We start from the raw sequence: 24,058 nt of genomic DNA, 5'->3' as shown, positions 1-24,058 counted from the left end.
TCGCCGTATACTGGCCCCATGCTGGTCAAGGACGTGATGCGCCATCCCGTCCTCACCGTGGGGCCGGAGACCCCCCTCGAGGCCGCCTACCGCCTCCTCCTGGAGCGGGGCATCCGCCACCTCCCCGTGGTGGAGGGGGGGAGGGTCGTGGGGGTGGTCACGGACCGGGACCTCCGCCTGGCCATGAGCCACCTCCACCCCGGGGGACCCCGGCCGGGGACCACCCCGGTGGCCGAGGTCATGGCCCGTCCCCCCCTCACCGCCCACCCCTTTGACCCCGTGGAGGAGGCGGCCCGGCTCATGCGGGAGCGGAAGATCGGCTGCCTCCCGGTGCTGGAGGAGGAGCGCCTGGTGGGGATCATCACCGGGATTGACCTCCTGGACGCTCTCCTTAAGCTCACCGGGGTCACGGAGCCCTCGGGCCGCCTCGAGGTGCGCCTGCCCGACCGCCCTGGGGAGCTCGCCCGCCTCACGGGGTTTCTGGCGGGGCGGGGGGTGAACATCCACTCCCTCCTTTCCTACCCCGAGGAGGAGGACGTGGTGCGGGCGGTGGTGCGGGTGAACACCCTGGAGACCCACCTCCTGGCGGAGGACCTGAGGCGGGAGGGGTTTGAGGTCCTCTGGCCCCCCAGGAAGCCATGGTGATCTACCGGGACGCCTACCGCCTCTACGACTTCGGCCCCGGCCACCCCTTTAGCCCCGTGCGGCTGGAGATGCTCATCTCCCTCCTAGAGGCCCTCGGGGTGTGGCGGGAGCCCCTAGCCCCTCCCGAGGCCACGAGGGAGGAGGTGCTCACGGTCCACTCGGAAAGGCTCGTGAAGCGGGTGGAGGCGGCGAGCCGGGGGGAGCGCTACCCGGACCTCCCGGAGTACGACCTGGGCACGGGGGACACCCCGGTCTTTCCCGGCATGGACCGGGCGGCCCGGATCCTGGTGGGGGGGACCCTGGAGGGGGCGAGGAGGATTTTGGCCGGAAAGAGGCGGGTGCTGCAGCTCGGCGGCGGCCTCCACCACGCCCAGTACGACCGGGCTTCCGGGTTTTGCGTCTACAACGACCTTTCCGTGGCCATCCGCCACCTGGTGCGCTCGGGGCTGCGGGTGGCCTACCTGGACCTGGACGTCCACCACGGGGACGGGGTGCAGTGGATCCACTACGAGGAGAAGGAGGTCCTCACCCTAAGCCTCCACGAGTCGGGCCGCTACCTCTTCCCGGGCACGGGCCAGGTCTACGAGCTGGGCCGGGGGGAGGGCCTGGGGAGGAAGCTCAACCTGCCCCTCGAGCCCTTCACCGAGGACGAGGGCTACCTGGAGGTCTTTGAGGCCCTGGTGCCTTGGGCCCTAAGGGCCTTCCGGCCCGACGTCCTCGTGGTCCAGGCGGGGGCGGACGCCCATTTCCTGGACCCCTTGGCCGACCTCCTCCTCACCACCCGGGCCTACGAGCGCCTCTTCCGCCTGGTTCTGGAGTACGCCGAGGCCTACGCCGGGGGCAGGGTCCTCTTTACCTTAGGGGGCGGGTACAGCCTGGACGCGGCGGTCCGCGTCTGGGCCCTCCTCTACCACCTCTTCCACGGGCTTCCCCTCCCCGGGCGCCTGCCCGAGGGGTGGCGGGAGCACTGGGAGGCCCGGCTCGGCCAGCCCCTCACCCCCACCCTGCACGATCCCGAAGGGGCCTACCCCGAGGTTCCCCGGCGGCGGGAGATCGCCGCCTACAACCGGCGCACCCTGGAGAGGCTCATGGAGCTCGCCGCTCCCCACCTGCTACACTAGCGGGGTGAGGGTCATCCTGCGCCTGCCCGAACGGAAAGAGGTGGAGGTGAGGGGGGACAGGCCCCTCCGGGAGGTCTTGGAGGAGCTCGGCCTGAACCCCGAGACCGTGGTGGCGGTGCGGGGGGAGGAGCTCCTCACCCCGGACGAGCGGGTGGGGGAAGGGGAGGTCGTAGAGGTCCTCTCGGCCATCTCCGGAGGCTAGATGGTCTGCAAGGTCTGCCAAGCCAAGGCCCAGGTGGAGCTGCGGAGCCGGGGGTTCGCCCTCTGCCGGGAGCACTACCTGGACTGGTTCGTCAAGGAGACGGAGAGGGGCATCCGCCGCCACCGGATGCTCAAGCCCGGCGAGAAGGTATTGGTGGCGGTCTCGGGGGGGAAGGACTCTTTGGCCCTTTGGGACGTGCTCCACCGCCTGGGCTACGAGGCCGTGGGCCTACACATCCACCTGGGCATCGGGGAGTACTCCCAAAGGAGCCTCGAGGTCACCCGGGCCTTCGCCGAGGAGAGGGGCCTGGAGCTCTGGGTGGTGGACCTGAAGGAGGCCTACGGCTTCGGGGTGCCGGAGCTCGCCGGGCTTTCCGGGAGGGTGGCCTGCTCCGCCTGCGGCCTCTCCAAGCGCTACCTCCTCAACCAGGTGGCGGTGGAGGAGGGCTTCCGCGCGGTGGCCACGGGCCACAACCTAGACGACGAGGCGGCCGTCCTCTTCGGCAACCTCCTCAATCCCCAAGAGGACGCCCTCGCCCGCCAGGGGCCCGTCCTGCCCGAAAGGCCCGGCCTCGCCGCCCGGGTCAAGCCCTTCTACCGCTTTAGCGAGCGGGAGGTCCTCTCCTACACCCTCCTCAGGGGGATCCGCTACCTCCACGAGGAGTGCCCCAACGCCAAGGGGGCCAAAAGCCTCCTCTACAAGGAGGCCCTGAACCTGGTGGAGAAGGAGATGCCCGGGGCCAAGCTCCGCTTCCTGGAAGGCTTTCTGGAGAAGATCCAGCCCCGCCTCAAGGCCGAGGGGGAGGTGGCCCTGAAGGAGTGCGCCCGCTGCGGCTACCCCACCACCGGGGAGACCTGCTCCTTCTGCCGCATGTGGGAAGCGGTCTACCGCCGGGCCAAGAAGCGGCGCCTCCTCCCCGAGGAGGCCCAGTTCCGCCCGCGCGCGGAGCCCCAGCGTGCCCGTTAGGCGGAGGGGCTGGAAGAGTTTCCAGCCCCGGGTGTAGACTCCGGGCATGTGGTGGAAGGAAGCGGTCATCTACCAGGTATACCCCCGAAGCTTTCAGGACACCAACGGGGACGGGGTGGGGGACCTGGAGGGCGTGCGGCGGAGGCTTCCTTACCTCAAGGCCCTGGGGGTGGACGCCCTCTGGCTTTCCCCCTTCTACAAGAGCCCCATGCGGGACTTCGGCTACGATGTGGCCGACTACTGCGACGTGGACCCCATCTTCGGCACCCTCGAGGACTTCAAGGCCCTCCTCGCCGAGGCCCACGCCCTGGGGCTTCGGGTCCTCATAGACCTCGTCCCCAACCACACCTCCAGCGAGCACCCCTGGTTCTTGGAGTCCCGCGCCTCCCGGGATAACCCCAAGCGGCTCTGGTACGTCTGGGCGGACCCCGGGCCCGGAGGCGGCCCCCCCAACAACTGGCAGAGCTTCTTCGGCGGCCCCGCCTGGACCCTGGACGAGGCCACGGGCCAGTACTACCTCCACCAGTTCCTCCCTGAGCAGCCCGACCTCAACTGGCGGAACCCCGAGGTGCGCCAGGCCATCCACGAGGTGATGCGCTTCTGGCTCCGCCTCGGGGTGGACGGCTTCCGGGTGGACACCCTCTGGCTCCTCGCCGAGGACCTCCTCCTCAGGGACGAGCCCGGCAACCCCGACTGGCGCCCGGGGATGTGGGACCGGGGGCGGCACCTCCACATCCACATGGAGGACCAGCCCGAGACCTACGCCTACGTGCGGGAGATGCGCCAGGTTCTGGACGAGTTCTCCGAGCCGGGGCGGGAGCGGGTCATGGTGGGGGAGATCTACCTCCCCTTTCCCCAGCTCGTGCGCTACTACCAGGCGGGCTGCCACCTCCCCTTCAACTTCCACCTCCTCTTCCGGGGCCTCCCCGACTGGCGCCCGGAGAACCTGGCCCGCATCGTGGAGGAGTACGAGAGCCTCCTCACCCCCTGGGACTGGCCCAACTGGGTCCTGGGCAACCACGACCAGCCCCGCCTCGCCTCCCGCCTCGGGGAGGCCCAGGCCCGGGTGGCGGCCATGCTCCTCTTCACCTTGAGGGGTACCCCCACCTGGTACTACGGGGACGAGATCGGGATGCCCAATGGCGAGATCCCCCCGGAGAAGGTGCAGGACCCAGCGGCCCTAAGGCAGAAGGGCCGCCTCGCCGAGCACGGCCTGCCCCCGGGGCGCGACCCTTGCCGCACCCCCATGCAGTGGGACGCCTCCCCCTTCGCGGGGTTTTCCACGGTGGAGCCCTGGCTTCCCGTCAACCCCGACTACCCCCGAAGAAACGTGGCCCTCCAGGAGAAGGACCCCCGCTCCACCCTCCACCTGGTGCGGCGCCTCATCGCCTTGAGGAAAGACCCCGGCCTCCTCTACGGGGCCTACCGCACCTACCGGGCGCGGGACGGGGTGTACGCCTACCTCCGGGGAGAGGGGTGGGTTGCGGCGTTGAACCTCACGGACAAGGAGAGGGTCTTGGAACTGCCCCGGGGGGGCCAGCTCGTGCTCTCCACCCACCTGGACCGGGAGGAGCGGGTGGGGGAGAGGCTTCTCCTCCGCCCCGACGAGGGCGCGGTGGTGCGGCTAGACTGAGGGCGTGGACCCCTTCGCCGGCCTTGCCGAGGCCTACGAGGACTGGTACCGGACCCCCTTGGGGGCCTTCGTCATCTCCGAGGAGGAAAGGGCCTTACGGGGGCTTCTTCCCGAGGGGCAACGCCTCCTCGAGGTGGGGGCGGGGACGGGCTACTGGCTTAGGCGCCTCCCCTACCGGGAGAGGGTGGGGGTGGAGCCCTCGGCGGCCATGCGCCGGGTGGGGGAGGCGCGGACGCCCGAGGCCCGCTGGGTGGCGGGGAAGGGGGAGGCGCTCCCCTTCGGGGACGGGGCCTTTGACGCCGTCCTCCTCTTCACCACCCTGGAGTTCGTGGAGGACGTGGAGCGGGTCCTCCAAGAGGCGAGGCGGGTCCTCCGCCCAGGCGGGGCCCTCCTGGTAGGGATCCTGGACGCCCTCTCCCCCTGGGCCGCCCTCTACCGGAGGCTCGGGGAGAAGGGGGTGCGCCCCTGGACCCATGCCCGCTTTCTCGCCCGCGAGGACCTCGCCGCCCTGCTCGGCCCCCCGGAGGCGGAGGGCGGGGCGGTCTATCTGGCCCCGGAGGCCTCTTTGCCCTTTCCCGAGGCCGACCTCGCGGGGAGGCGTGCGGGTAACCGCCCGGCGCTATACTTGGGAAGATGGCGGTAAAGGCCCTTTTCGCCCTCTACCCCCTGCTCCAGGGGGACTACCGGGCGGTGGAGAAGGCCCTCCTGGCCCTGGAGGGAAGCGGGGTGGACTACCGGGTTTTGCCCACCCACTCCGAGCTTTGGGGGGGAGAGGAAGAGGTCTTTCGGGCCCTTAAGGAGGCCTTTGCCCGGGGGGCAGAGGAGGGGGCCTTGGTCATGTGGGCCCTCCTCACCAACGCCTGCGAGGCGGGGGATCCCTTTCGCAAGGAGGACCGCCTCCGGCGCTTTCCCCCCTTGGAGATCGCCCGGAAGGCCCTGGAAGGCCTAAAGGCCAAAAGTGCCCTGGACATCGGCACCGGGACGGGGGTCTTCGCCGAGGCCTTCGCCCAGATGGGCCTCTTCACCGTGGGCCTGGACCCTCGGGCGGACCGCCTGGAGGTGGCCCGATCCCGGGTCCAAGGGGCCCGGTTCGTGGAGGGGCGCGCCGAGGCCCTGCCCTTCCCCGACGGGAGCTTTGACCTCGCCTTCTTCGGGCTTTCCCTCCACCACCTGGACGCGGAAAAGGCGCTTAAGGAGGCCGCCCGGGTGGCGCGGCGGGTGGCTGTCTTGGAGTGGCCCTACCGGGAGGAGGCGGTAGGTCCGCCCCTGGAACGCAGGCTCGCCCCTGAGGCCCTGGCTGCCCTCTTCGCCCGGACCCTCGGCAGCCCTCCCCGGGTCCACGCCGAGGCGGGGTATACCTTGGCCGTTTGGCCTTCGGGCTAGGGCATGGGGTGCTCCAAGGCCAGCCGGCGCACCTCCTCCCGTAGGGCTTCCGAGGGGCCCTGGGTCAAGGCCCGGTCCATGAGCTCGGCCACGAGGGGCATCTCCTCGGGGGTGAAGCCCCGGGTGGTGAGGGCCGGGGTGCCGATGCGGATGCCCGAGGTAACCCGGGGGGGCTTGGGGTCAAAGGGGATGGCGTTCTTGTTCACCGTGATCCCCACCTGGTCCAGCCTTTCCTCCGCCTCCTTGCCCGTGAGGCCCTTGGGACGGAGGTCCACGAGGAAGAGGTGGTTGTCGGTGCCCCCGGTGACGATGCGGTAGCCCCTTTCCGCAAGCTCCGCCGCCAGGCGCTTGGCGTTTTCCACCACCAGGCGGCTATACTCCTTGAACTCGGGCTGCAAGGCCTCAAAGAAGGCCACCGCCTTGCCGGCGATGACGTGCTCCAGGGGCCCTCCTTGGATCCCCGGGAAGATGAGCTTGTCTATCCTCTTGCCGAGCTCGGCGTCGTTGGCGACGATGAGGCCGCCCCGGGGGCCCCGTAGGGTCTTGTGGGTGGTGCTGGTGACCACGTGGGCGAAAGGGACGGGGTTCGGGTGGAGGCCCGCCGCCACGAGCCCGGCGAAGTGGGCCATGTCCACCACCAAATAAGCCCCCACCTCGTCGGCGATCTCCCGGAAGGCCTTAAAGTCCCAGAACCGGGGGTAGGCGCTGGCCCCGGCCACGATCACCTTGGGGCGGTGCTCTAGGGCCAGGCGGCGCACCTCGTCCAGGTCTATCAGCTCCGTGTCGGGGCGGACCCCATAGGAGACCACCCGGTAGAGCCTCCCGGAGAAGTTCACCCGGGAGCCGTGGGTGAGGTGGCCGCCCGCGGCCAGGTCCATGCCCATGAGGGTGTCCCCCGGCTCCATCAGGGCCATGTAGACGGCCATGTTGGCCTGGGAGCCGGAGTGGGGCTGGACGTTGGCCCAGGCGGACCCGAAGAGGGCCTTGGCCCGCTCTATAGCCAGCCCCTCCACCTGGTCCACCACCTCGCACCCCCCGTAGTACCGGGCCCCCGGGTAGCCCTCGGCGTACTTGTTGGTGAGGACGCTGCCCACCGCCTCCCGCACCTGCTTGGAGACGAAGTTCTCGCTGGCGATGAGCTCCAGGCCTTCCCGCTGCCTTTTCTCCTCCAGGGCGATGAGCTCAAAGAGGGCCTCATCCCGCAAAGCGGCCGTGACCATAGGCTGATTATAGGCCCGAAGCCCAGGAAACTGGTAAGCTAAGGCCATGAGGGCCAATCCCTGGACCTTCCTCAAGTGGGGCCTCCTCTTCGTCCTGGGAGTCCTCCTCCTCGTCCTTCTCCTCGTCAACTTCACCAGCATCCGCGACCTGCCCGAGCTGGTCCGTGTCCAGGTGGAGCGGTATGCGGTGTGCAGCTACTGGTTTTTCGGCTGGCACCTGGTCTCCACGGGCGCCTTCGCTTTCGCCTTTTTGCTGGTGGGCTTCCTTATTGGCCTAGCCGCAAGCCTCCTGTTGAGGCGGCATGCTCGAGGCTGAGGCCAAGCGGAGGAAGGAGGCGGTGCGGGCCGTGCTGGCCCAGGGGCTTGAGCTTCTGGCCCGTACCCCGGTGGATACGGGCCCCCTGCGCCAGGCCCTTTTGGACCTGGAGGGCCCCTTCCTCCTCGTGGTGGTGGGGGAGTTCAACTCGGGCAAATCCACCCTGGTGAACGCCCTTTTGGGGGAGGACCTCCTCCCCGAGGGGCCTACCCCTACCACGGAGCGCATCCAGCTCCTGGCCTACGGGGAAGGGGGGGAGGAGAGGGGGGAGGGCTTCCTGCGCCTATGGCGGCCGCACCCCCTTCTTCGGGAGCTCAACCTGGTGGACACCCCCGGCACCAACGCCCTTTTGCAAAGCCACCAGGTGCTCACGGAGGGGTTTTTGCCCCGGGCCGACCTGGTGCTCTTCGTCACCAGCGCCGACCGCCCCCTCACCCGTTCGGAGGCGGAGGTCCTGCGCCTCATCCGGGCCTGGGGGAAGAAGGTGCTCCTGGTGGTGAACAAGGTGGACCTCCTCGCCCCCGAGGACCAGGAGGCGGTGGCCCGTTACGTGGCCCAGGGGGCCCGGGAGGTTTTGGGGGAGGAGGTGCCCCTGTTCCTCGTCTCCGCCCGCCGGGCCAAGGGGGGCGGGGACCCGGGCCTCGAGGCCCTGAGGGCCCACATCGCCAAGACCCTGGCGGAGAGGGCCCTTCCCCTCAAGCTCCGGGGGGCCCTGGGGGTGCTCTCCCGCCTTCTCCAGGAGGGCAAGGGGGCCTTAGGGGCCGAACGGGAGGAGCAGGTGAAGGCCCTCGCCACCTGCGAGGCCCTGGAGGACCTCCTCCGGCGGCACACCGCCCGGGTGCGGCGCGACTTCGCCGGACAGGTGGCCCTGGTGGCCCAGGTGTTCCGGGAGGTGGAGGGGCGGGGCCACCGCTTCCTGGAGGAGACGGTGCGCCTGGCCCGCCTGCCGGACCTGCTGAACGCCCGGGCCTTTCGGGAGGCCTTCCAGAGGGAGGTGGTCCAGGACGCGGGGGCGAGGCTGGAGCGGGCGGTGGGGGAGGCCCTGCGGTGGCTGGCCCGCAGGGAGGAGGAGCTCCTTCTGGACGCCCTGGCCTACCTGAAGGAGGCCCGCCCGCTCCCCCGGGGGGAGGAGCCCCTCTTCGCCTCCCTCGAGGAGGCGCTCGGGCGGTTCAACCCCGAGGAGGAGGCCGCGAGGCTTTCCGGCCTGGCCCAGGAAGCCGTGGTGCGCACCCTGGCCGGGGGGGCGGGGGGGCTTGGGCTGGGGGCGGCCCTGGCCCTGGTCCTCAAGGGGCTTTTGGCCGACCTGACGGGGCTTCTGGCGGGTTTCTTCGTGGCCTTCCTGGCCCTCTCCATCCTGCCAAGGCGGAAGGAAAGGGCCAAGAGGCTCCTTTCCCAGCGGCTGGAGGAGGCTTTCCTCGCGGTGCGGCGGGCCCTGGAGGAGGCCCTGGAAGCGGGCCTTGCCCGGGGGGCGGAGCGCTTCCGGGCCCTCTACCGGGACCGGTGCGAGGCCCTGGCCCAGCGCCTGCGGGCCCTGGAGGACCACCTCGAGGCCCTGGGCCGCCTCGAGGCGGAGGCCTCTGCACTCTAGCCCAGCTCTAGGGCGAGCTTTTCCCCCTCCACGGGCACGCCGGCAGGGTAGCGCCCGTTGAAGCAGGCGAGGCAAACGGACCGGCCGATGGCCCGCCTGACCCCTTCCTCGGAGAGGAAGGCCAAGGAGTCGGCCCCGATGTAGGCCCGGATCTCCTCCACGCCCTTCTCGGCGGCGATGAGCTCCTTGCGCGCCGCGGTGTCTATGCCGTAGTAGCAGGGGAAGCGGATGGGGGGGCTACTGACGCGGAAATGCACCGCCTTGGCCCCGGCCTCCTTGAGCATCTGGACGATCCGCTTGCTGGTGGTGCCCCGGACGATGGAGTCGTCGATGAGGACCACCCGTTGGCCCCGCACCGCTGAGGTAGGGGAGAGCTTGAGCCTGGTCTTCAGGTCGCGGAGCTCCTGGGTGGGCTGGATGAAGGTGCGCCCGGCGTAGGGGTTCTTGTAGAGGCCGTACTCCAGGGGGAGGCCGCTTGCCCGGGCGTAGCCCACCGCGGCCCCGATGCCGGAGTCGGGCACGGGGACCACGATGTCCGCCTCGGCGGGGGCCTCCCGGAAGAGCTCCTCCCCCATCTTGACCCGGGCCTGGTAGGCCTCTACGCCGTCTAGGAGGCTGTCGGGGCGGGCGAAGTAGATCCACTCAAAGGCGCAGGGGGTGGGGTCTGGGGGAAGGACCCGGAGGCTTTGGAGCCTGCCCTCCTCCACCCACACCACCTCCCCGGGGTGCACGTCCCTCAGGTACTCGGCCCCGAGCAGGGCCAAGGCCGGGGGCTCGGAGGCGAAGACGAAGCCCCAGGGGGCCTTCCCAAGGACCAAGGGGCGCACCCCGTGGGGGTCGCGGAGGGCGAGGAGGGTCTTCCGGTCCATGAGGAGGATGGAGTACCCCCCCTCCAGGAGCCGCATGGCCTCCGCCGCCGCCTGGGGCAGGGGGAGGTGGGCCAGCCGGGCGAGGAGGAGGAGCATGACCTCGGTGTCCGAGGTGCTCTGGAAGGTGGCCCCCTCCCGGAGGAGGCGGTCGCGGAGGGGCTTGGCGTTGGTGAAGTTGCCGTTGTGGGCGATGGCCAGCACCCCGTGGGCGGTCCTTGCCGTGAGGGGCTGGGCGTTGAAGCGGAGGTTGGAACCCGTGGTGGAGTAGCGGGTGTGGGCGATCCCAAGCCGGGCCCCCTCGAGGCGGAGCTTGCCCAGGCGCTCCTCGCCGAAGACCTGGTTCACGAGCCCCAGGTCCTTCTCCACCAGGAACTCCTTGCCGTCCGTGACCGCGATCCCTGCGGCCTCCTGGCCCCGGTGCTGGAGGGCGAGGAGCCCCAGGTGCAAAAGGCCCGCCACGTCCAGGGGGGTCTCGCTCCAGAGCCCCAGGACCCCGCACTCCTCCTTGGGCTTATCCATCCAGCACCTCCCGCAAGGGGGCCTTCCAGGCCGCGAGGAGTTCTTCCACGCCCCACTCTAGCACCCCCTCCGGGGTCAGGACCGTGAGGCTTTGCCCGCCCGTCTCCCCCAGAACCCGGTAGGGGAGGCCCGCCTCCTCCAGGAGGAAGGTGGCCTCGCGTAGGTCCTCCTTGGCCACGGTGAAGAGGACGCGGCTCGGGGCCTCCCCGAAGAGGGCCTCGAGGCCCTGGGAGCGCACCTCCACCGTGGCCCCCACGCCGTAGGGGAAGGTCATCTCGGCAAGGGCCACCAAGAGCCCCCCCTCCGCTAGGTCGTGGGCGGTCCGGGTGAGGCCCCTTTGGATGAGCTCCCGGATGGCCTCCTGCACCGCCTTTTCCCGCTTGAGGTCCAGGGCGGGGGGGTGGCCCACCTCGAGGCCCGCGAGAACGTAGAGGGCCTCGCTCGCCCCGAGGCTTCCCCTTTCCTCCCCGATGAGGAGGATGGCCTCCCCCGGGCGCCTAAAGCCCATCTCCGCCCGCTTGTCCACCTCTAAGACCCCCACCACCCCCACCATGGCCGTGGGGGGGATGCGCCGCCCCCCGCTTTCGTTGTACAGGGAAACGTTCCCCGAGACCACGGGGATCCCCAAGGCCTCGCTCGCCTCCTTGAGGCCCTCCACGGTTTCCTTGAGCTCGTAGTAGCCCTCAGGGGTTTCGGGGCTTCCCAGGTTGAGGCCGTCGGTATAGGCGAGGGGCCTCGCCCCTACCACGCTCACGTTCCTTGCCGCCTCGGCCAGGGCGTGCATGGCCCCGAGGCGGGGGTGGAGGCGGCTGTACCGGGGGTTATGGTCCACCTTGGCGGCCACGCCCAGGCGGGTGCCCTTCACCCACAGAAGGGCGGCGTCCCCTCGCCCAGGAAGGAGGACGGTGCGGGTCCCCACCTGGTGGTCGTACCGCTCGTAGACGGCCTCGCGGCTTGCGAGGTTGGGGGAGGCGAGGAGCCTCTTGAGGGCCTCCCTAGGGTCAGCGGAAAGGGGCGGGAGGGGGGCCTCCCTTTGCGCCCGAATCTTGGGGTCCTCCCGGGCCAGGCGCACGTAGGTGGGGGCTTCGGCCAGGGCCTCAATGGGGACCTCGGCCACCACCTCCCCCCGGAAGAGGACCCGGAAGACCCGTTCGGGGAGGGTGCGGGCCACGGGGACGCAGTCCAGGCCCCACCTCCGGAAGACCTCCTCCAAAGCCCCCTCCCTCCCCTCCTTGGGCACCAGGACCATGCGCTCCTGGCTCTCCGAGAGGAGGAGCTCCTCAGGGCGCATCCCCTCCTCCCGGGTGGGGACCAGGTCCAGCTGGAGCTCCACCCCGAGGCCCGATTTGTGGGCAAGCTCCGAGAGGCTGGAGGTGAGCCCTGCCGCCCCCATGTCCTGGACGCCTTCCACCAGGTCCCGCTCTATGGCCTCGAGGGTGGCCTCCATGAGGAGCTTGCCCAGGAAAGGGTCCCCCACCTGCACCGCGGGGCGGTCCTCGGCCTTCTCCTCCTTGAGCTCGCGGCTCGCGAAGGCCGCCCCACCGATCCCGTCCCGGCCCGTCTTGGCCCCGGCGTAGTAGATGGGGCGGCCCAGGGAGGCCCGGCTCCGCCTCAGGGCCTCCTCCCTCAGGAGGCCCAGGCACATGGCGTTCACCAGGGGGTTTTCCCGGTAGCCCTCGTGGAAGTAGAGGTCCCCGCCCACCGTGGGCACCCCGATGGCGTTGCCGTAGAAGCTGATCCCCGAGACCACCCCCTTGAGGAGGTAGCGGCTTTTCGCCTCCTCCGGGGGGCCGAAGCGGAGGGAGTCCAGGAGGGCGATGGGGCGGGCCCCCATGCTCAGGATGTCCCGGAGGATCCCCCCCACGCCCGTGGCCGCTCCCTGGAAGGGCTCCACCGCCGAGGGGTGGTTGTGGCTCTCTATCTTGAAGGCCACGGCCCACCCTTCGCCGATCCGGACCACGCCCGCGTTTTCCCCGGGGCCCTGGAGGACGGCCTCGCCCTCCTTGGGGAGCTCCTTGAGGAGGGGGCGGGAGTTTTTGTAGGCGCAGTGCTCGCTCCACATCACCTTGAAGAGGAGGAGCTCCACCCGGTTCGGCTCCCGCCCAAGCCGCCGGGTGATCTCCCGGTACTCCTCCAGGGGGATGCCGATCTCCTGGGCTAGGGCCTCCATCACTCTAGGAGGGCGAGGAGCTCCCGGTGGTCCTTCACCTTGGCCGTGGGCCGCACCTCCCCGTTCACCTCCCTAAGGCCCACGTACTGGAAAGCCCAGGGGTAGCCCGCCCCAAAGGCCCCCTTGATGTCCGTCTGGGGCAGGTCCCCCACGTGGAGCGCCTCCTCGGGGGCTACGCCCAGGGCCTCCAGGGCCACCCGGAAGGCCTCGGGCCTGGGCTTCACGAAGCCCGTCTCGTCGGAGAAGCTAAAGGCCTGGAAGACGTCCAGGCCCTGCCGCTTCAGGTGCTCCCGGAGGAGGCGGCCCGGGGTGAGGCCGGTGTCCGAGACCAGGGCCAGGGGATACCGCTTGGCGAGGGCCTTCAGCGCCTCCACCCCCGGGAGCGGTTTGAGGTCGGCGAGGAGGGAGCTCTCCTCCAGCTTCCTGGCGGTGAGGGCGATGAGGCCGGGGTCGTGGGGGGCGCCGAGGAGGGCGAAGATCCGGGCCACCCGATCGTAAACGGACATGTGCTCCCCCGCCCGCCAGGCCTCCTCAAAGGCCAGGGTGGCCTGGCGGTAGGCCTCCCGCACCTCGGCCTCCTCCGCGGGGTGGCCCGCCTCGGAGAGGGCGTCCAAGAGGATCTCGTACCGGGCGGGCATGACCCTTTCCAAAAACGCTTCCCCCTCGGTGAAGAGGGTCCCCCAGAAGTCAAAGGTAATGGCCTTAGGCTTCATCCGACCACCTCCCGCACGAGCCCCAGGAAGAAGGGCAGCCCATCTTCCCCCCCCAGAAGCCCGTCCACCGCCCGCTCGGGGTGGGGCATCATCCCGAGGACGTTGCCCCTCTCGTTCACGATGCCCGCGATGTCGTGCAGGCTCCCGTTCGGGTTGTAGTCGGCCTCCCCCTTGAGGGGGGCGTAGCGGAAGACCACGAGCCCCTCCCCCTCGAGGCGGGCCAGGGTCTCGGGGTCGGCGTGGTAGCGCCCCTCGGCGTGGGCGATGGGGAGCCTGAGGACCTGCCCCTTCCCGTAGAGGCGGGTGAAGGGCAGGTCGTTCCGCTCCACCCGCACCCCCACCTCCTTGCAGGTGAAGTGGAGGTTGAGGTTGGCGAGAAGCGCCCCCGGCAGAAGCCCCGCCTCGGTGAGCACCTGGAAGCCGTTGCAGACCCCCACCACGTACCGCCCCTCCTCGGCGAAGCGCCGCACCGCCTCCATCACCGGGCTCTTGGCGGCGAGGGCCCCCGCTCTCAGGTAGTCCCCGTAGCTGAACCCCCCGGGGAGGAAGACCCCGTCAAAGCCCTTGAGGTCCCTTTCCGTGTGCCAGACGTATTCCGCTTGGATCCCCGCCTTCTTTAGGGCGAAGCGGGCGTCCTCGTCGCAGTTGGAACCGGGGAAGCGGACGATGGCCCACCTCATGGCAGCTCCTTCAGGGCCTCCAGGGCCCAGGTTTCCATCACCGGGTTGGCGAGGAGCTGGGCTAGCTCCTTGGCCTTGGCCTCGGCCTCCAGGGGGCCTTCCGCCCGGAAGACCACCTCCAGCACCTTGCCTACCCGGACGCCCTCCACCGGGTGGCCGAGGTCCCTTAAGACCCCCTCCACCGCCCGGCCCTGGGGGTCTAGGATGCCCGCCTTCAGCTCTATGAGCAGGGTGGCTTGGTATCTCGGCATGGCTTGGCCCTCAGGACCGGGCTTGGGGCTCGCCCAGGACGCGCCGCAGCACCTCTTGGTAGGCCTCCTCCACTCCGCCCAGGTCCTTGCGGAAGCGGTCCTTGTCCCAAGGCTCTCCCTTCTCGTCCCAAAGCCGCATGGTGTCGGGGCTGATCTCGTCGGCGAGGAGGACCTCCCCGCCCCGCCGGCCGAACTCCAGCTTGAAGTCCACGAGTTCCAGGCCCCTTTCGGCGAAGAAGGCCTTGAGGAGCTCCCCCACCCTAAGGGTCGTGGCCTTCACCGCCTCAAGCTCCGCCTCCTCCGCAAGCCCTAGAGCGAGGACGGCGTTCTCACAGAGGAGGGGGTCGCCGAGGGCGTCGCTTTTCAGGGAGAACTCCAGGAGGGGCTTCTTTAGGGGCGTGCCCTCCGCCACCCCGTAGCGCTTGGCGAAGCTTCCCGCCGCCCTAAAGCGGAGGATCACCTCCAGGGGGAGGATCTCTACCCGCTTCACCCGCATCTCCCGCTCGGAGACCTCCTCCAGGAAGTGGGTTCTCACCCCATGGGCCTCGAGGTAGCGGAAGAGGGCCGAGGAGACCTTGTTGTTCACCACGCCCTTACCGGGGATCACCCCCCGCTTTTGCGCGTTAAAGGCGGTGGCCTCGTCCTTGAAGTAGACCCTTAGGGTGTCCGGGCCTTCCTGGTAGAGCACCTTGGCCTTGCCTTCGTAAAGCTTCTCCATGCCTCTCCTCAGGGGCGCGGGGCCCTTTGCCCTCATTGTAGCGGCCGCCATGTCCACCAGGACCTTCACGGGCTCAAAGCCCGCCACCGTGAGGCGCATCCCCCGGAGGGTGGCCTTACCGCTGAAGAGGCGGGGATCGTGGGTGAACCGGGGCATGTCCTCATGCTAGAGCCCGAACCGGGCGTAAATGGCCTCCACGTGCCGGAGGAAGGGCTTTGGGTCAAAGAGGGCCCTTAGCTCCTTCCCCTTCAGGGGGTTTTTGGGGTCTTCTTCCAGAAGCTCCAGGAAGCTTCTCTCCTCCTCCCAGCTCCTAAGGGCGTTCCGCTGGACCAGGGCGTAGGCCGCTTGCCGGGGAAGGCCCCTTTCTATGAGGGCGTTCAGGACCCGCTGGGAGTAGACGAGGCCCCGGGTGAGGTCCAGGTTCCGCTTGAGGTTCCTCTCGTAAACCACGAGGCCCTCGAGGATCCCCTTGAGCCGCCTTAAGGCGTAGTGGGCCAGGGTGGTGGCGTCGGGGAGGATCACCCTCTCCACCGAGGAGTGGGCGATGTCCCGCTCGTGCCAGAGGGCGATGTCCTCCAGGGCGGGCCCCAGGTAGCCCCTTAGGAGCCTCGCCACCCCGGTCAGGTTCTCCAGGCCCACGGGGTTTTTCTTGTGGGGCATGGAGGAGCTTCCCGTCTGGCCTTCGTGGAAGGGCTCCTGGGCCTCGAGGACCTCCGTCCGCTGGAGGTGGCGTAGCTCCACCGCCACCCGCTCCACGTTCCCCCCCAGGATGGCGAGGGCGGAGAGGACCTCCGCGTGCCGGTCCCGGGGGACCACCTGGGTGGAGATGGGTTCGGGCTCGAGGCCAAGCCTAAAGGCCACATGGGCCTCCACCTCGGGGGGGACGTGGGCGTAGTTGCCCACCGAGCCCGAGAGCATGGCCACCCCGATGGTCCCCTTGGCCCGCCTAAGCCGCCCTTCGTCCCTCTGGAAGGCTGCCAGGAAGGAGAGGAAGCGGAGGCCGAAGCTGGTGGGCTCGGCGTGGACCCCGTGGGTGCGGGCGATGGCGGGGGTGTACTTGAAGCGGAGGGCGAGGGCCTTAAGGGCCTCCTCTACCCCCTTGAGCTCCTCCAGGATGAGGTCCAGGGCCCTGACCAAGAGGGCGTTTTGGGCCGTGTCCACCACGTCCGAGCTGGTGAGGCCCAGGTGGAGGTAGCGGCCCACCTCCTCGTCCTCCGTCCACTCGGTGAGGGCTCGGGTGAAGGCCACGAGGTCGTGCCGGGTCTCGGCCTCCAGCTCGGCCACCCTCCGGGCGAAGGCCTCGTCCAGGGGCTTTCCCTCAAGCTTCGCTAAAAGCCTCGCCGCAAGCCCCTTCGGTACCTCCCCCCGCGCCTCCCAGGCCTCGAGGGCGTAGGCCTCCACCCGGGCCCACATCCGGTAGCGGCTTTCCTCCGACCAGAGGCGGGCCATCTCCGGCGTCTGGTAGCGGGCGATCATGCCCTAAGGGTAGCCTAAGAGGGTAAGGTGAGGACGAAGGTTCCCCGAAAGCCCTCCCCCTCCCTTTCCAGGGGAAGAAGGAGGTCCGCCCGGAAGAGGCCGTCCTGGCGGTTCTTCACCCGGGGCATCCCCCTTTCCCGGTAGGGCGGGAGGGCGTAGACCTGGCGTTGGACCTCCTCGGGGAAGAAGAGCTGGGTGGCGAAGACCTGAGCTCCCGCCTCCACCCGAAGGTGCAGGTGGGGGGTGCGGCCTGGGTACCAGCCGGGAAAGAGGGTGAGGAAGGCCGCCCGGCCCTCCCCGTCCGTGCGCCGGAAGCCGCGGCAGAAGACCCCGGGGGCGTTCACGCCCGAGTAGCGGCCCAGGGCGTCCGCGTGCCAGAGGTCTACCCGGGCGCCCGCCACGGGCCTGCAGGCCCGGTCCTGCACCCGGAGGAGGAGCCTTAGGGGCACCCCGGGAAGCCCTTCCCTCAGGTCCTCCCGCTCGGGGACCTCCCGGAGGTAGTAGGGGCCTTGGGTCAGGGCCGGGGTGGGGGCGCAGGCCCCTTGCCCCCGGGCCAGGGGGAGAAGGAGCATTCCCAAAAGCGCGCGCCGCCTCATTTGCGCCTAAGGAGGAGTTCCACCTCCAGCCGGATGCGGTTTTCCACGCTCAGGACCACGGAGACCCGGGGCTGGGTGAGGCGGAACTTCTCAAAGGGAAACTCCGTCCTGAGGAAGACCCGCACCTCCTCGCCCCGGAACTCCGCTTCCCCCTCCCAGACTACCTCCTGCGTCACTTCTTTTAGGGTGAGGTCCCCGACCACCTGAAGGGGCACCCGGCCGCTTTGGGGCAGGGGGTTCGGGAGGCCCCTCACCTCCTTGGGGCGGAAGGTGGCGAAGGGGTAGCGGTCCGTCTCCAGGGTTCGTTGGCGCAGGTAGCTGTCCCGCCGGGCCTGGTCGCTCTTAAGCTCCCTCAGGTCCACCACGAACTCCCCGCTTGCCCGCCCGCCTTGGAGCCGGACCTCCCCCCGCACCGCCTTGGTGGTGCCCACGGCCTCGGCGAGGCCCACCTGCAGAAGCTCCTCCCGCACCCGGTAGCGAGCCTCCCCCGAGGCCACCTCAAAGGTCTGGGCTAGGGCCGGAAGGCAAAGGGTCAGCGCCGCTGCCAACCATCGCATCGTTCCACCCCTTGTGCACTACGAAAAGTGTAGCATGCCGGGGTTAGGCCTGGGTTAGAAAGGGTATAGACTTAGGCCATGGTCCGGGCCCTGACCTTTGACGTGGGGAACACCCTGATCCTGGCGAGCCCCCGCTTCTGGCTCCTGCCCCTTTTGGAGGAGCGGGGCCTGCGGCCACGGGGGGATGTGCGCAAGGCGGCCCTCGAGGCCTTCCGCTTCTACGAGGACCACCACTTGGAGGCCCGGGACCTGGAAACCGCCCTCGCCCTCTGGCGGGCCTTTCACCGGCGGCTTCTGGAGGGGATGGGCCTCGGGGAGCACGCGGAGGCCGTGAGCGCCGAGCTCGTGGCCCGCTGGAAGGACCCCGCCCTCTGGCCCCTCACCCCGGGGGCGGAGGAGACCCTAAGGGCCCTAAAGGCGCAGGGGTACCGCCTGGCCGTGGTCTCCAACTGGGACGCCACCCTCCCCGAGATCCTGGAGGTGGTGGGCCTAAAGCGCTACTTTGACCACCTCGCGGTAAGCGCCCTCTCGGGCCACGCCAAGCCCGATCCCAGGCTCTTTAAGGAGGCCCTCTCCGCCCTCGGCGTGGCCCCGGAGGAGGCGGTCCACGTGGGCGACTCCGAGGCGGACCTCCTGGGGGCGGAAGCCGCCGGGGTCCGGGCCCTCCTCTTTGACCCCCTGGGGGAAAACCCCAAGGCCCTTTCCCGGCTTCCTGCGGTGCTAGACTACCTCCCATGAGCGTCCGGGAGGCCCTCTGGGGGGAGAAGCGGGAGGCCATTGAGGAGGCGCTGAAGCAGGTGGACGAGGACCTCTTCCGCTACATCCGGGACTTCGCCTACGAGGAGGTGCTGGCGCGGCCGGGCCTGGACCTGAAGACCCGGGAGCTTCTCGCCATCACCGCCCTCGTCGCCCTGGGAAGCCCTAAGGAGCTCGCCACCCACCTCGAGGGGGCCTTGCGGGTGGGGGCCACGGAGCGGGAGGTGCGGGAGGCTATCCTCCAGGCAGCCCTCTTCCTGGGCTTTCCCCGGGCCCTCGCCGCCATGAGGCTCTTGCAGAAGGTGCTCCAGGGCCGTGGTGCTCCTCACGCGGGGGAAGGATAGGGCGCTTCTTGCGAGGCTCGCCGCCCTGGGCCTGGAGGCGGCGGAGGTGGCCCTCCTGGAGCAGGTGGACCTCCCCACCCTTGCCCTCCTTCCGGGGAGGCTCAAGGAGGGGTGGGACTTCGTGGCCGTCACCTCCAAGGAGGGGGCGAGGAGGCTCCTTTGGGCCTGGGAGGAGGCGGGGCGCCCCTCCCTCCAGGTGGCGGCGGTGGGGGAGGGGACGGGGAGGATCTTGGCGGAGGGGGGGCTTCCCCCCGCCTTCGTGCCGGAGAGGGCCACGGCCCAGGACCTGGCCCGGGGCTTCCCCGAGGCGAGGAGGGTCCTCTTCGTGGCCGGGGACCTGGCGGGGCGGGACCTGGAGGAGGGCCTTCGGGCCCGGGGGGCTTGGGTGGAGCGCCTTCCCGTCTACGCCACCCGGGAAAGGGCCCTCTCCCCCGAGGAGGTGGCCCTCCTGGAGCGGGCGGAGGTGGCGGCCTTCTTCAGCCCGAGCGGGGTTCGGGCCTTCGCCCGCTGGACCAGGAGGCGCCCGAAGGCGGCCTGCATCGGACCGAGCACGGCCGAGGAGGCGGAGAGGCTCGGTTTTTCCCCTTACGAGGCGGAACGCCCGGGCCTCGAGGGCCTCTTTGGGGCCATCCTCCGGGCCTTGGGGGCGTAGGGCATCTGTCCCTATCCCCATGGGGTATACTCCGGGAGGCGTATGGCCCTGCCCCTCTACCTGGTGGGCCTTTCCCACAAAACCGCCCCGGTGGGGGTGCGGGAAAGGGCCGCCCTGGACCCCGCAGCGGGCGTCCCCGCCGCCCTGGCGGCCCTGGGCAAGGCGGTGGTCCTCTCCACCTGCAACCGCACGGAGGTTTACGGGGTGGGAAGCCCCCATCGGGCCCAGGCCCTCCTCCTGGAGAGGGGGGTGGCGCCCCGGCACCTCTACGTGAAAGAGGGCCCAGAGGCCCTGCGCCACCTCTTCCGGGTGGCCGCGGGCCTGGACTCCTTGGTGGTGGGGGAGGCCCAGATCCTGGGCCAGGTGCGGGAGGCCCTCTTCCTGGCCCGCAAGCACGGGGCCACGGAGAGCCTTCTAGAAAAGGCCTTCCAGTCGGCCGTGGCCCTGGGCAAAAGGGCCCGGAGCGAAACGGGCATCGGCGCGGGGGCGGTGAGCGTGGCCTACGCCGCCTTGGACCTGGCCCTGGCGGTGTTTGGCGACCTTTCGGGCCTGGTGGTGGCGGTGCTGGGGGCGGGGGAGATGGCGGAGCTCTTCCTCCAGCATCTTCGGGGCGAGGGGGTGGGGCGGGTCCTGGTGGTGAACCGCACCGAGGAGAGGGCCAGGGCCTTGGCGGCCCGCTTCGGGGGGGAGGCCTACGGCCTTTCCGCCCTGCCCTGGGTGCTCAGGCAGGCCGACGTGGTGGTGGCCTCGGCCGCCGCCCCCCACTACCTGGTGGGCCCCGAGGACCTGCCCCGCCGGGTCAAGCCCCTCTTCCTCATGGACCTCGCCCTCCCCCGGAACATTGACCCCCGGGTGGCCCGCCTCCCCTACGCCTACCTCTACAACCTGGACGACCTGGAGCGGGTGGTGGAGAAGAACCTGAGGGCCCGGGAGGGGGAGATCCCCAAGGTGGAGGCCCTCATAGAAAAGGCCCTGGCCGACTACCTGGAGTGGTATGCGGGCCACCGGGTGCGGGAGGCCATCCGGGCCCTCAGGATGAGCCTTCTCCGGGAGGTGGCCCGGGAGCTGCCCCAGGCGGATCCCGGTCTTTGGCACAAGGAGGCGGGCCGGAGGGCCCACCCCTGGATCCTGGACCTGAAGGCCCGGGCCCGGGACTTCCTCGAGGGACCCCCCTGCCCCCAGGACTGCCCCCTCCTCGCTTTCCGTCCCCCCGGGCTATGACCTGGAGCGCGCTTTTGGCCCTGGGAGGCGTGGTGGCCGTGGCCCTGGGCCTCTTCTCGCCCCGGGGGCTTCCCTGGGGGGCCCTCCTCTACCTGGCGGGGGCCGCGGTGGACGCCCTGGCCAAGGGCCCCTTCGCCGGACCCGCCCAGCCCGCCCTGGTCCTGGGGGCGTTTCTGGCCCTGAGGGGGGAAAGCCTCCTGCAGAGGCCCGGGCTGGCTCCCCTGAGGCGCTACCTCCTCCTCCTTGCCCTCCTCCTCGGCCTCTTCGCCCTCAAGGCCCTGCCCCACCCCCGGGCGGACCTGCCCCCCGCCCTGGCGCTTCTCCACGGGGGGGCCTTCCTGGTGGCCTACCTGGCCTTGAGCGTGGGGGTGGGGGCGGGGGTGATGTGTGCCTTCCAGGACGCCCGCCTCCGCCAGGCTCCGGAAAAGGCGGTGGGGAGCGCTCCCCTCTGGAGCCTCAAGCGCCTGGAGCGGGGCTACCTGCAGGTGGGCTACCTGGCCGCGACCCTGGGCCTGGGGAGCGGTATGGCCTGGGCCTTCGGCTACTTCGGGAGCCCCCTGGCCCTGGACCCCAAGGAGCTTTCCACCTTCTTGGGCTGGCTCCTCCTCACCCTCTACTTCCTCCTGCAGGAAAGGCTTAGGGGCCTCCTTCGGGCCGGGCTCCTCGCCCTGGCCTATGCCCTTCTCCTCTTCGCCTTCCTAGGGGCTCCCTTCCTGGGCCCCCGGCACCCCTCGAGGCTCCCTTTTTGAATATGTAAAGCGGCCCTTGACAATCTGTAAAAGATGAGTTACCTTTTTCTCAGGAGGGAGCCGTGGAGTTTGGAACCTGGGACCGGGAGCTCCTCCTGGAGCCCTGGCGGGAGCGCCTGAGGGAGGCGGAGCGGGAGAGGCTTCTTCTGCCCCTGCGCCGGCCTTGGCGCAGGCGGCTCGCCGAGACCCTCCTCCGCCTGGCCGAGGCCCTGGCCCCCGAGGTGCGGCGTGGGAATCTGGAGCTTGACGCGAAGGAGGCGTGATGGAAGAGAAGCGGAGGGTTTTGGAGATGGTGAGGGCGGGGGAGATCGGGGTGGAGGAGGCCCTTTCCCTCCTCGAGGCCCTGGAGGAGCGGCCTAAGGCCAAGGGACCTACCCAGATTCTGAGGGTGCGCGTGCACGCCTACGACGAGGAGGGTAAGCCCGTGCGCATCCACGTGAACCTGCCCCTGGCCCTGGCAGAGCTTGTGGAGGCCTTCCTTCCCCAGGAGGCCAAGGCCACCCTGGCGGGAAAGGGGGTGAACCTCAAGGAGCTCCTCATGGCGGTGCGGGAGGGGATGTCCGAGGGGAAGCTCGTGGAGATCGCGGCGGAGGAGGAGGGGAAGCCGGTGGAGATCCTGGTGGAGGTGGCGTGAGGCCCGGGCGTCCCCCTTTGCGTCTCAGGTTCCTCTACCTGAGGGTGCGGGGGCCTTTCCCCTTGCCCTTCTTCCTGGGGCTACCCCTCTTTGCGTTGGAGTGGGGTCTTCTCCTTGCTCTCTTCCTCCGCAAGACCCAGGCCCTCCTTCGGGGGAAGGCCGCCTCGGGGATGCCCCTGGGAGCGGTCTTTGCCTTTAGGAGGCTTCCCCCTCTGGTTCTTTTGGAGCTAGAGGGGGAGGGGATGGGAGTAAAGGTGGGAGTATGGTGATCCGGCTCCTTCCCACGCGTTGCCCGGCCTGCGAGGGGTCCTTGGCGGTGAAGGCCCTCTTCTGCCCCGCCTGCGGCACCGAGGTGCATGGGCGCTTCGCCTTGAACGAGTTCGCCCTCCTCCCCAAGGAGCACCTGGACTTCCTGAGGCTCTTCGTTAAGGCCCGGGGGAACCTCAAGGAGGTGGAGCGGATCTTAGGGGTCTCCTACCCCACGGTGCGGGCCCGGCTGGACGCCCTCCTCAAGGCCCTGGGGTACGAGGAGGAGGACGGGGGGGAGGAGCGCCTACAGGTCCTCGAGGCCCTGAGGCGGGGGGAGATCAGCGTGGAGGAGGCGGTGGCCCGCTTGCGGGAAGAGAGAAGCTGAAGGCGGAGCCCTTGCCCACCTCGCTTTCGGCCCAGATCTCCCCGCCGTGGGCCTCGAGGATGGCCTTGGCGATGGCCAGGCCGAGGCCTGACCCGCCCCTTTCCCGGTCCCGGGCCTTGTCCACCCGGTAGAAGCGCTCAAAGAGGTGGGGGAGGTGCTCCTCGGGGATCCCTTCCCCGTCGTCCTCCACCCGCACCACCGCTTTGTCCCCCAGGTCAAAGGCGCGAAGCCACACCCGCCTGGCCCCGGCCTTGAGGGCGTTGGAGACCAGGTTGGCGAGCACCTGATGGAGCCGGTCGGGGTCCCCGCGCACGTAAAGCCCCTCGGGGGCTTCCACCCGGATCTCCCCCTCAAAGCTTTTGGCGAACTCCTCTTTCACCTCTTCCAGGAGGTCCAAGACCCTTAGGGGCACCGGCTCTATGCGCCAGGTGCCGCTTTGGGAGAGGTCCAGGAGGTCCGAGACCAGCTTGCCCATCCGCTCCGCCTCCCGCTTCACCACCTCGAGGCTTTCCCTCTGGGCCTCGGTGAGGGGGGTGCGGCGGAGGAGGTAGCCCACGTGGCCCAGGATGGCGGTGAGGGGGGTCCTGAGCTCGTGGGAGGCGTCCTGGAGGAAGCGGGTTTGGGCTTCAAAGGCCTCCTGCAGGCGGGAGAGCATCCCGTTCAGCGCCTTGACCAAGGCGGCCACCTCGTCCTCGGTCTCGGGCTCGGGGAGGGGCTCGGGGCGGGCGCTCATGGCCTCGGCCTTCCGCGCCACCCACTCCAAAGGCTCCAGGGCCCGGGCCACCAGGCGCCGGGCCAGGAGGAGGGCGAGGAAAAGGACGAGGAGGGCCGTCCCCGCGTAGATGCGGGCGAACTGGGCCAGGGTGGCCTCGAGGTCCTCCGTGGGCTTGCCCACCAGGAGAATCCCCTTCCAGACCGTGCCCCCCAGGCTCACCTCCACCTTCCGCCCGTAGACCAAAAGGGAAAGGGGCCGCCCCTCCCGGGGAAGCCCCACCTCCGTCCAGACCTCCCCCGCCTGGAGAAGGGTCCGGTAGTCGGGCTCCTTCAGGACCAGGCGCTGGCTCCCCAGGGCCGGGCTTCGCTGCAGGCTGATGCCCCCTTCCCGGGCGAGGAGGGAGGGGTTCTCCTCGGGGAGGAGCTGGACCTCGGCGTAGAGGCTCGGGGGAAGCCCCGCCTCCAGAAGGGCCTGCCCCCCCAGGTTGAGGAGGCGGACCACCTGGTTGCTGGCCTCTAGGAGCTCACCCCGGAGGTTCCGGTAGAGGAAGCTCCTTAGAAGCCCCTCCAGGGCGAAGCCCAGAAGGAGGAGGGTGACGAAGAGGAGGCCCGCCGTGAGGAGGGTGATCCGGGTCCTGAGGGTCATGCCGGGGGGTTATACGGGCTTGGGCCCTTGGCTAGGGTAGGCGAAGGGGCCTTTTGGGGGCCCCCGCTCTGGCTTTGGCCAGAGC

The 24,058-nt window shown here is 70.0% G+C and carries 29 protein-coding genes; 18 read left to right on the top strand and 11 right to left on the bottom strand.

Annotation, left to right across the window (positions count from 1 at the left end; all coding sequences use genetic code 11):
* Positions 1–18 precede the first annotated feature (18 nt).
* From H531_RS0109695 to H531_RS0109665, 7 genes are read left to right on the top strand one after another with little or no spacing between them, the layout of a single operon-like run.
* Positions 19–645 (top strand): acetoin utilization AcuB family protein, encoded by a 627-nt coding sequence (locus H531_RS0109695; protein WP_022799153.1) that lies wholly within the window; start codon positions 19–21, stop codon positions 643–645.
* The gene (locus tag H531_RS0109690) at positions 639–1,766 is read left to right on the top strand and encodes an acetoin utilization protein AcuC (RefSeq protein ID WP_022799152.1); all 1,128 of its coding nucleotides are present in this window, start codon (positions 639–641) and stop codon (positions 1,764–1,766) included. Before H531_RS0109695 ends, H531_RS0109690 begins: the two co-directional genes overlap by 7 nt.
* 4 nt (positions 1,767–1,770) lie before the next feature.
* Entirely contained in the window at positions 1,771–1,968 is a 198-nt protein-coding gene (ttuB, locus tag H531_RS0109685; protein ID WP_022799151.1) for a sulfur carrier protein TtuB, read from the top strand.
* Entirely contained in the window at positions 1,969–2,934 is a 966-nt protein-coding gene (ttuA, locus tag H531_RS0109680) for a tRNA-5-methyluridine(54) 2-sulfurtransferase (protein ID WP_022799150.1), read from the top strand.
* Positions 2,935–2,980: 46 nt separating this feature from the next.
* The gene (locus H531_RS0109675) at positions 2,981–4,567 is read left to right on the top strand and encodes an alpha-amylase family glycosyl hydrolase (RefSeq protein WP_022799149.1); all 1,587 of its coding nucleotides are present in this window, start codon (positions 2,981–2,983) and stop codon (positions 4,565–4,567) included.
* A 4-nt stretch (positions 4,568–4,571) separates the two neighbouring features.
* The gene (locus tag H531_RS0109670) at positions 4,572–5,210 is read left to right on the top strand and encodes a class I SAM-dependent methyltransferase (protein ID WP_022799148.1); all 639 of its coding nucleotides are present in this window, start codon (positions 4,572–4,574) and stop codon (positions 5,208–5,210) included.
* On the top strand, positions 5,201–5,950 hold the full coding sequence (locus H531_RS0109665) for a class I SAM-dependent methyltransferase (protein ID WP_022799147.1): 750 nt from the start codon (positions 5,201–5,203) through the stop codon (positions 5,948–5,950). Before H531_RS0109670 ends, H531_RS0109665 begins: the two co-directional genes overlap by 10 nt.
* Here the strand turns inward: H531_RS0109665 and glyA are convergent.
* Entirely contained in the window at positions 5,947–7,170 is a 1,224-nt protein-coding gene (gene glyA / locus H531_RS0109660; RefSeq protein ID WP_022799146.1) for a serine hydroxymethyltransferase, read from the bottom strand. The genes H531_RS0109665 and glyA overlap by 4 nt on opposite strands.
* A 46-nt stretch (positions 7,171–7,216) precedes the next feature.
* Between glyA and H531_RS0109655 the strand changes: the two genes are divergently transcribed.
* Complete coding sequence (locus tag H531_RS0109655) at positions 7,217–7,486, top strand: hypothetical protein (protein ID WP_022799145.1); 270 nt, start codon at positions 7,217–7,219, stop codon at positions 7,484–7,486.
* Positions 7,473–9,074: a dynamin family protein gene (locus H531_RS15120; RefSeq protein ID WP_022799144.1), complete on the top strand. Its 1,602-nt coding sequence runs from the start codon at positions 7,473–7,475 to the stop codon at positions 9,072–9,074. The genes H531_RS0109655 and H531_RS15120 overlap by 14 nt, the downstream gene beginning before the upstream one ends.
* Here the strand turns inward: H531_RS15120 and purF are convergent.
* The 9 genes from purF to H531_RS0109605 form a co-directional block, all read right to left on the bottom strand.
* Positions 9,071–10,462 carry an amidophosphoribosyltransferase gene (gene purF, locus H531_RS0109645; protein WP_022799143.1) on the bottom strand — a complete coding sequence of 464 codons (1,392 nt, stop codon included), beginning with the start codon at positions 10,460–10,462 and terminating at the stop codon, positions 9,071–9,073. The genes H531_RS15120 and purF overlap by 4 nt on opposite strands.
* A complete protein-coding gene (gene purL, locus H531_RS0109640) occupies positions 10,455–12,632 on the bottom strand; it encodes a phosphoribosylformylglycinamidine synthase subunit PurL (RefSeq protein WP_022799142.1) in 2,178 nt (725 codons plus the stop codon). The genes purF and purL overlap by 8 nt, the downstream gene beginning before the upstream one ends.
* On the bottom strand, positions 12,632–13,345 hold the full coding sequence (locus H531_RS0109635; protein WP_022799141.1) for an HAD family hydrolase: 714 nt from the start codon (positions 13,343–13,345) through the stop codon (positions 12,632–12,634). Before H531_RS0109635 ends, purL begins: the two co-directional genes overlap by 1 nt.
* Positions 13,342–14,025, bottom strand: coding sequence for a phosphoribosylformylglycinamidine synthase subunit PurQ (gene purQ, locus H531_RS0109630; RefSeq protein ID WP_022799140.1), 684 nt, complete (start codon positions 14,023–14,025; stop codon positions 13,342–13,344). Before purQ ends, H531_RS0109635 begins: the two co-directional genes overlap by 4 nt.
* Entirely contained in the window at positions 14,022–14,276 is a 255-nt protein-coding gene (purS, locus tag H531_RS0109625; protein WP_022799139.1) for a phosphoribosylformylglycinamidine synthase subunit PurS, read from the bottom strand. Before purS ends, purQ begins: the two co-directional genes overlap by 4 nt.
* 10 nt (positions 14,277–14,286) lie before the next feature.
* Complete coding sequence (gene purC, locus H531_RS0109620) at positions 14,287–14,994, bottom strand: phosphoribosylaminoimidazolesuccinocarboxamide synthase (protein WP_028490784.1); 708 nt, start codon at positions 14,992–14,994, stop codon at positions 14,287–14,289.
* Positions 14,995–15,159: 165 nt separating this feature from the next.
* A complete protein-coding gene (purB, locus tag H531_RS0109615; protein WP_022799137.1) occupies positions 15,160–16,470 on the bottom strand; it encodes an adenylosuccinate lyase in 1,311 nt (436 codons plus the stop codon).
* A gap of 14 nt (positions 16,471–16,484) precedes the next feature.
* Complete coding sequence (locus H531_RS0109610) at positions 16,485–17,066, bottom strand: intradiol ring-cleavage dioxygenase (protein WP_022799136.1); 582 nt, start codon at positions 17,064–17,066, stop codon at positions 16,485–16,487.
* The gene (locus H531_RS0109605; protein ID WP_022799135.1) at positions 17,063–17,623 is read right to left on the bottom strand and encodes a YceI family protein; all 561 of its coding nucleotides are present in this window, start codon (positions 17,621–17,623) and stop codon (positions 17,063–17,065) included. The genes H531_RS0109610 and H531_RS0109605 overlap by 4 nt, the downstream gene beginning before the upstream one ends.
* A gap of 78 nt (positions 17,624–17,701) precedes the next feature.
* Between H531_RS0109605 and H531_RS0109600 the strand changes: the two genes are divergently transcribed.
* The 9 genes from H531_RS0109600 to H531_RS0109560 all read left to right on the top strand — a co-directional run bounded on the left by H531_RS0109600 (position 17,702) and on the right by H531_RS0109560 (position 22,613).
* Positions 17,702–18,361: an HAD family hydrolase gene (locus tag H531_RS0109600; protein WP_022799134.1), complete on the top strand. Its 660-nt coding sequence runs from the start codon at positions 17,702–17,704 to the stop codon at positions 18,359–18,361.
* Entirely contained in the window at positions 18,358–18,723 is a 366-nt protein-coding gene (locus tag H531_RS0109595) for a carboxymuconolactone decarboxylase family protein (protein WP_022799133.1), read from the top strand. The genes H531_RS0109600 and H531_RS0109595 overlap by 4 nt, the downstream gene beginning before the upstream one ends.
* Positions 18,695–19,375, top strand: a complete 681-nt coding sequence (locus tag H531_RS0109590) for a uroporphyrinogen-III synthase (protein WP_022799132.1) — start codon at positions 18,695–18,697, stop codon at positions 19,373–19,375. Before H531_RS0109595 ends, H531_RS0109590 begins: the two co-directional genes overlap by 29 nt.
* 42 nt (positions 19,376–19,417) lie before the next feature.
* Entirely contained in the window at positions 19,418–20,596 is a 1,179-nt protein-coding gene (gene hemA / locus H531_RS0109585) for a glutamyl-tRNA reductase (protein WP_022799131.1), read from the top strand.
* Complete coding sequence (gene ccsA, locus H531_RS0109580; RefSeq protein WP_022799130.1) at positions 20,593–21,345, top strand: cytochrome c biogenesis protein CcsA; 753 nt, start codon at positions 20,593–20,595, stop codon at positions 21,343–21,345. Before hemA ends, ccsA begins: the two co-directional genes overlap by 4 nt.
* Before the next feature lie 62 nt (positions 21,346–21,407).
* Entirely contained in the window at positions 21,408–21,608 is a 201-nt protein-coding gene (locus tag H531_RS0109575) for a hypothetical protein (protein ID WP_022799129.1), read from the top strand.
* Complete coding sequence (locus tag H531_RS0109570) at positions 21,608–21,979, top strand: SHOCT-like domain-containing protein (RefSeq protein ID WP_022799128.1); 372 nt, start codon at positions 21,608–21,610, stop codon at positions 21,977–21,979. Before H531_RS0109575 ends, H531_RS0109570 begins: the two co-directional genes overlap by 1 nt.
* A 17-nt stretch (positions 21,980–21,996) precedes the next feature.
* A complete protein-coding gene (locus H531_RS0109565; RefSeq protein WP_022799127.1) occupies positions 21,997–22,248 on the top strand; it encodes a hypothetical protein in 252 nt (83 codons plus the stop codon).
* Positions 22,242–22,613, top strand: coding sequence for a DUF2089 domain-containing protein (locus tag H531_RS0109560; RefSeq protein WP_022799126.1), 372 nt, complete (start codon positions 22,242–22,244; stop codon positions 22,611–22,613). The genes H531_RS0109565 and H531_RS0109560 overlap by 7 nt, the downstream gene beginning before the upstream one ends.
* Here the strand turns inward: H531_RS0109560 and H531_RS0109555 are convergent.
* Positions 22,567–23,973 (bottom strand): sensor histidine kinase, encoded by a 1,407-nt coding sequence (locus tag H531_RS0109555; RefSeq protein ID WP_022799125.1) that lies wholly within the window; start codon positions 23,971–23,973, stop codon positions 22,567–22,569. The genes H531_RS0109560 and H531_RS0109555 overlap by 47 nt on opposite strands.
* Positions 23,974–24,058 lie beyond the last annotated feature (85 nt).

The sequence above is a fragment of the Thermus islandicus DSM 21543 genome (assembly GCF_000421625.1).
Taxonomy (GTDB): domain Bacteria; phylum Deinococcota; class Deinococci; order Deinococcales; family Thermaceae; genus Thermus; species Thermus islandicus.
Note: the sequence above shows the minus strand (reverse complement) of the source record. Positions and strands in the feature narration are given on the sequence as shown.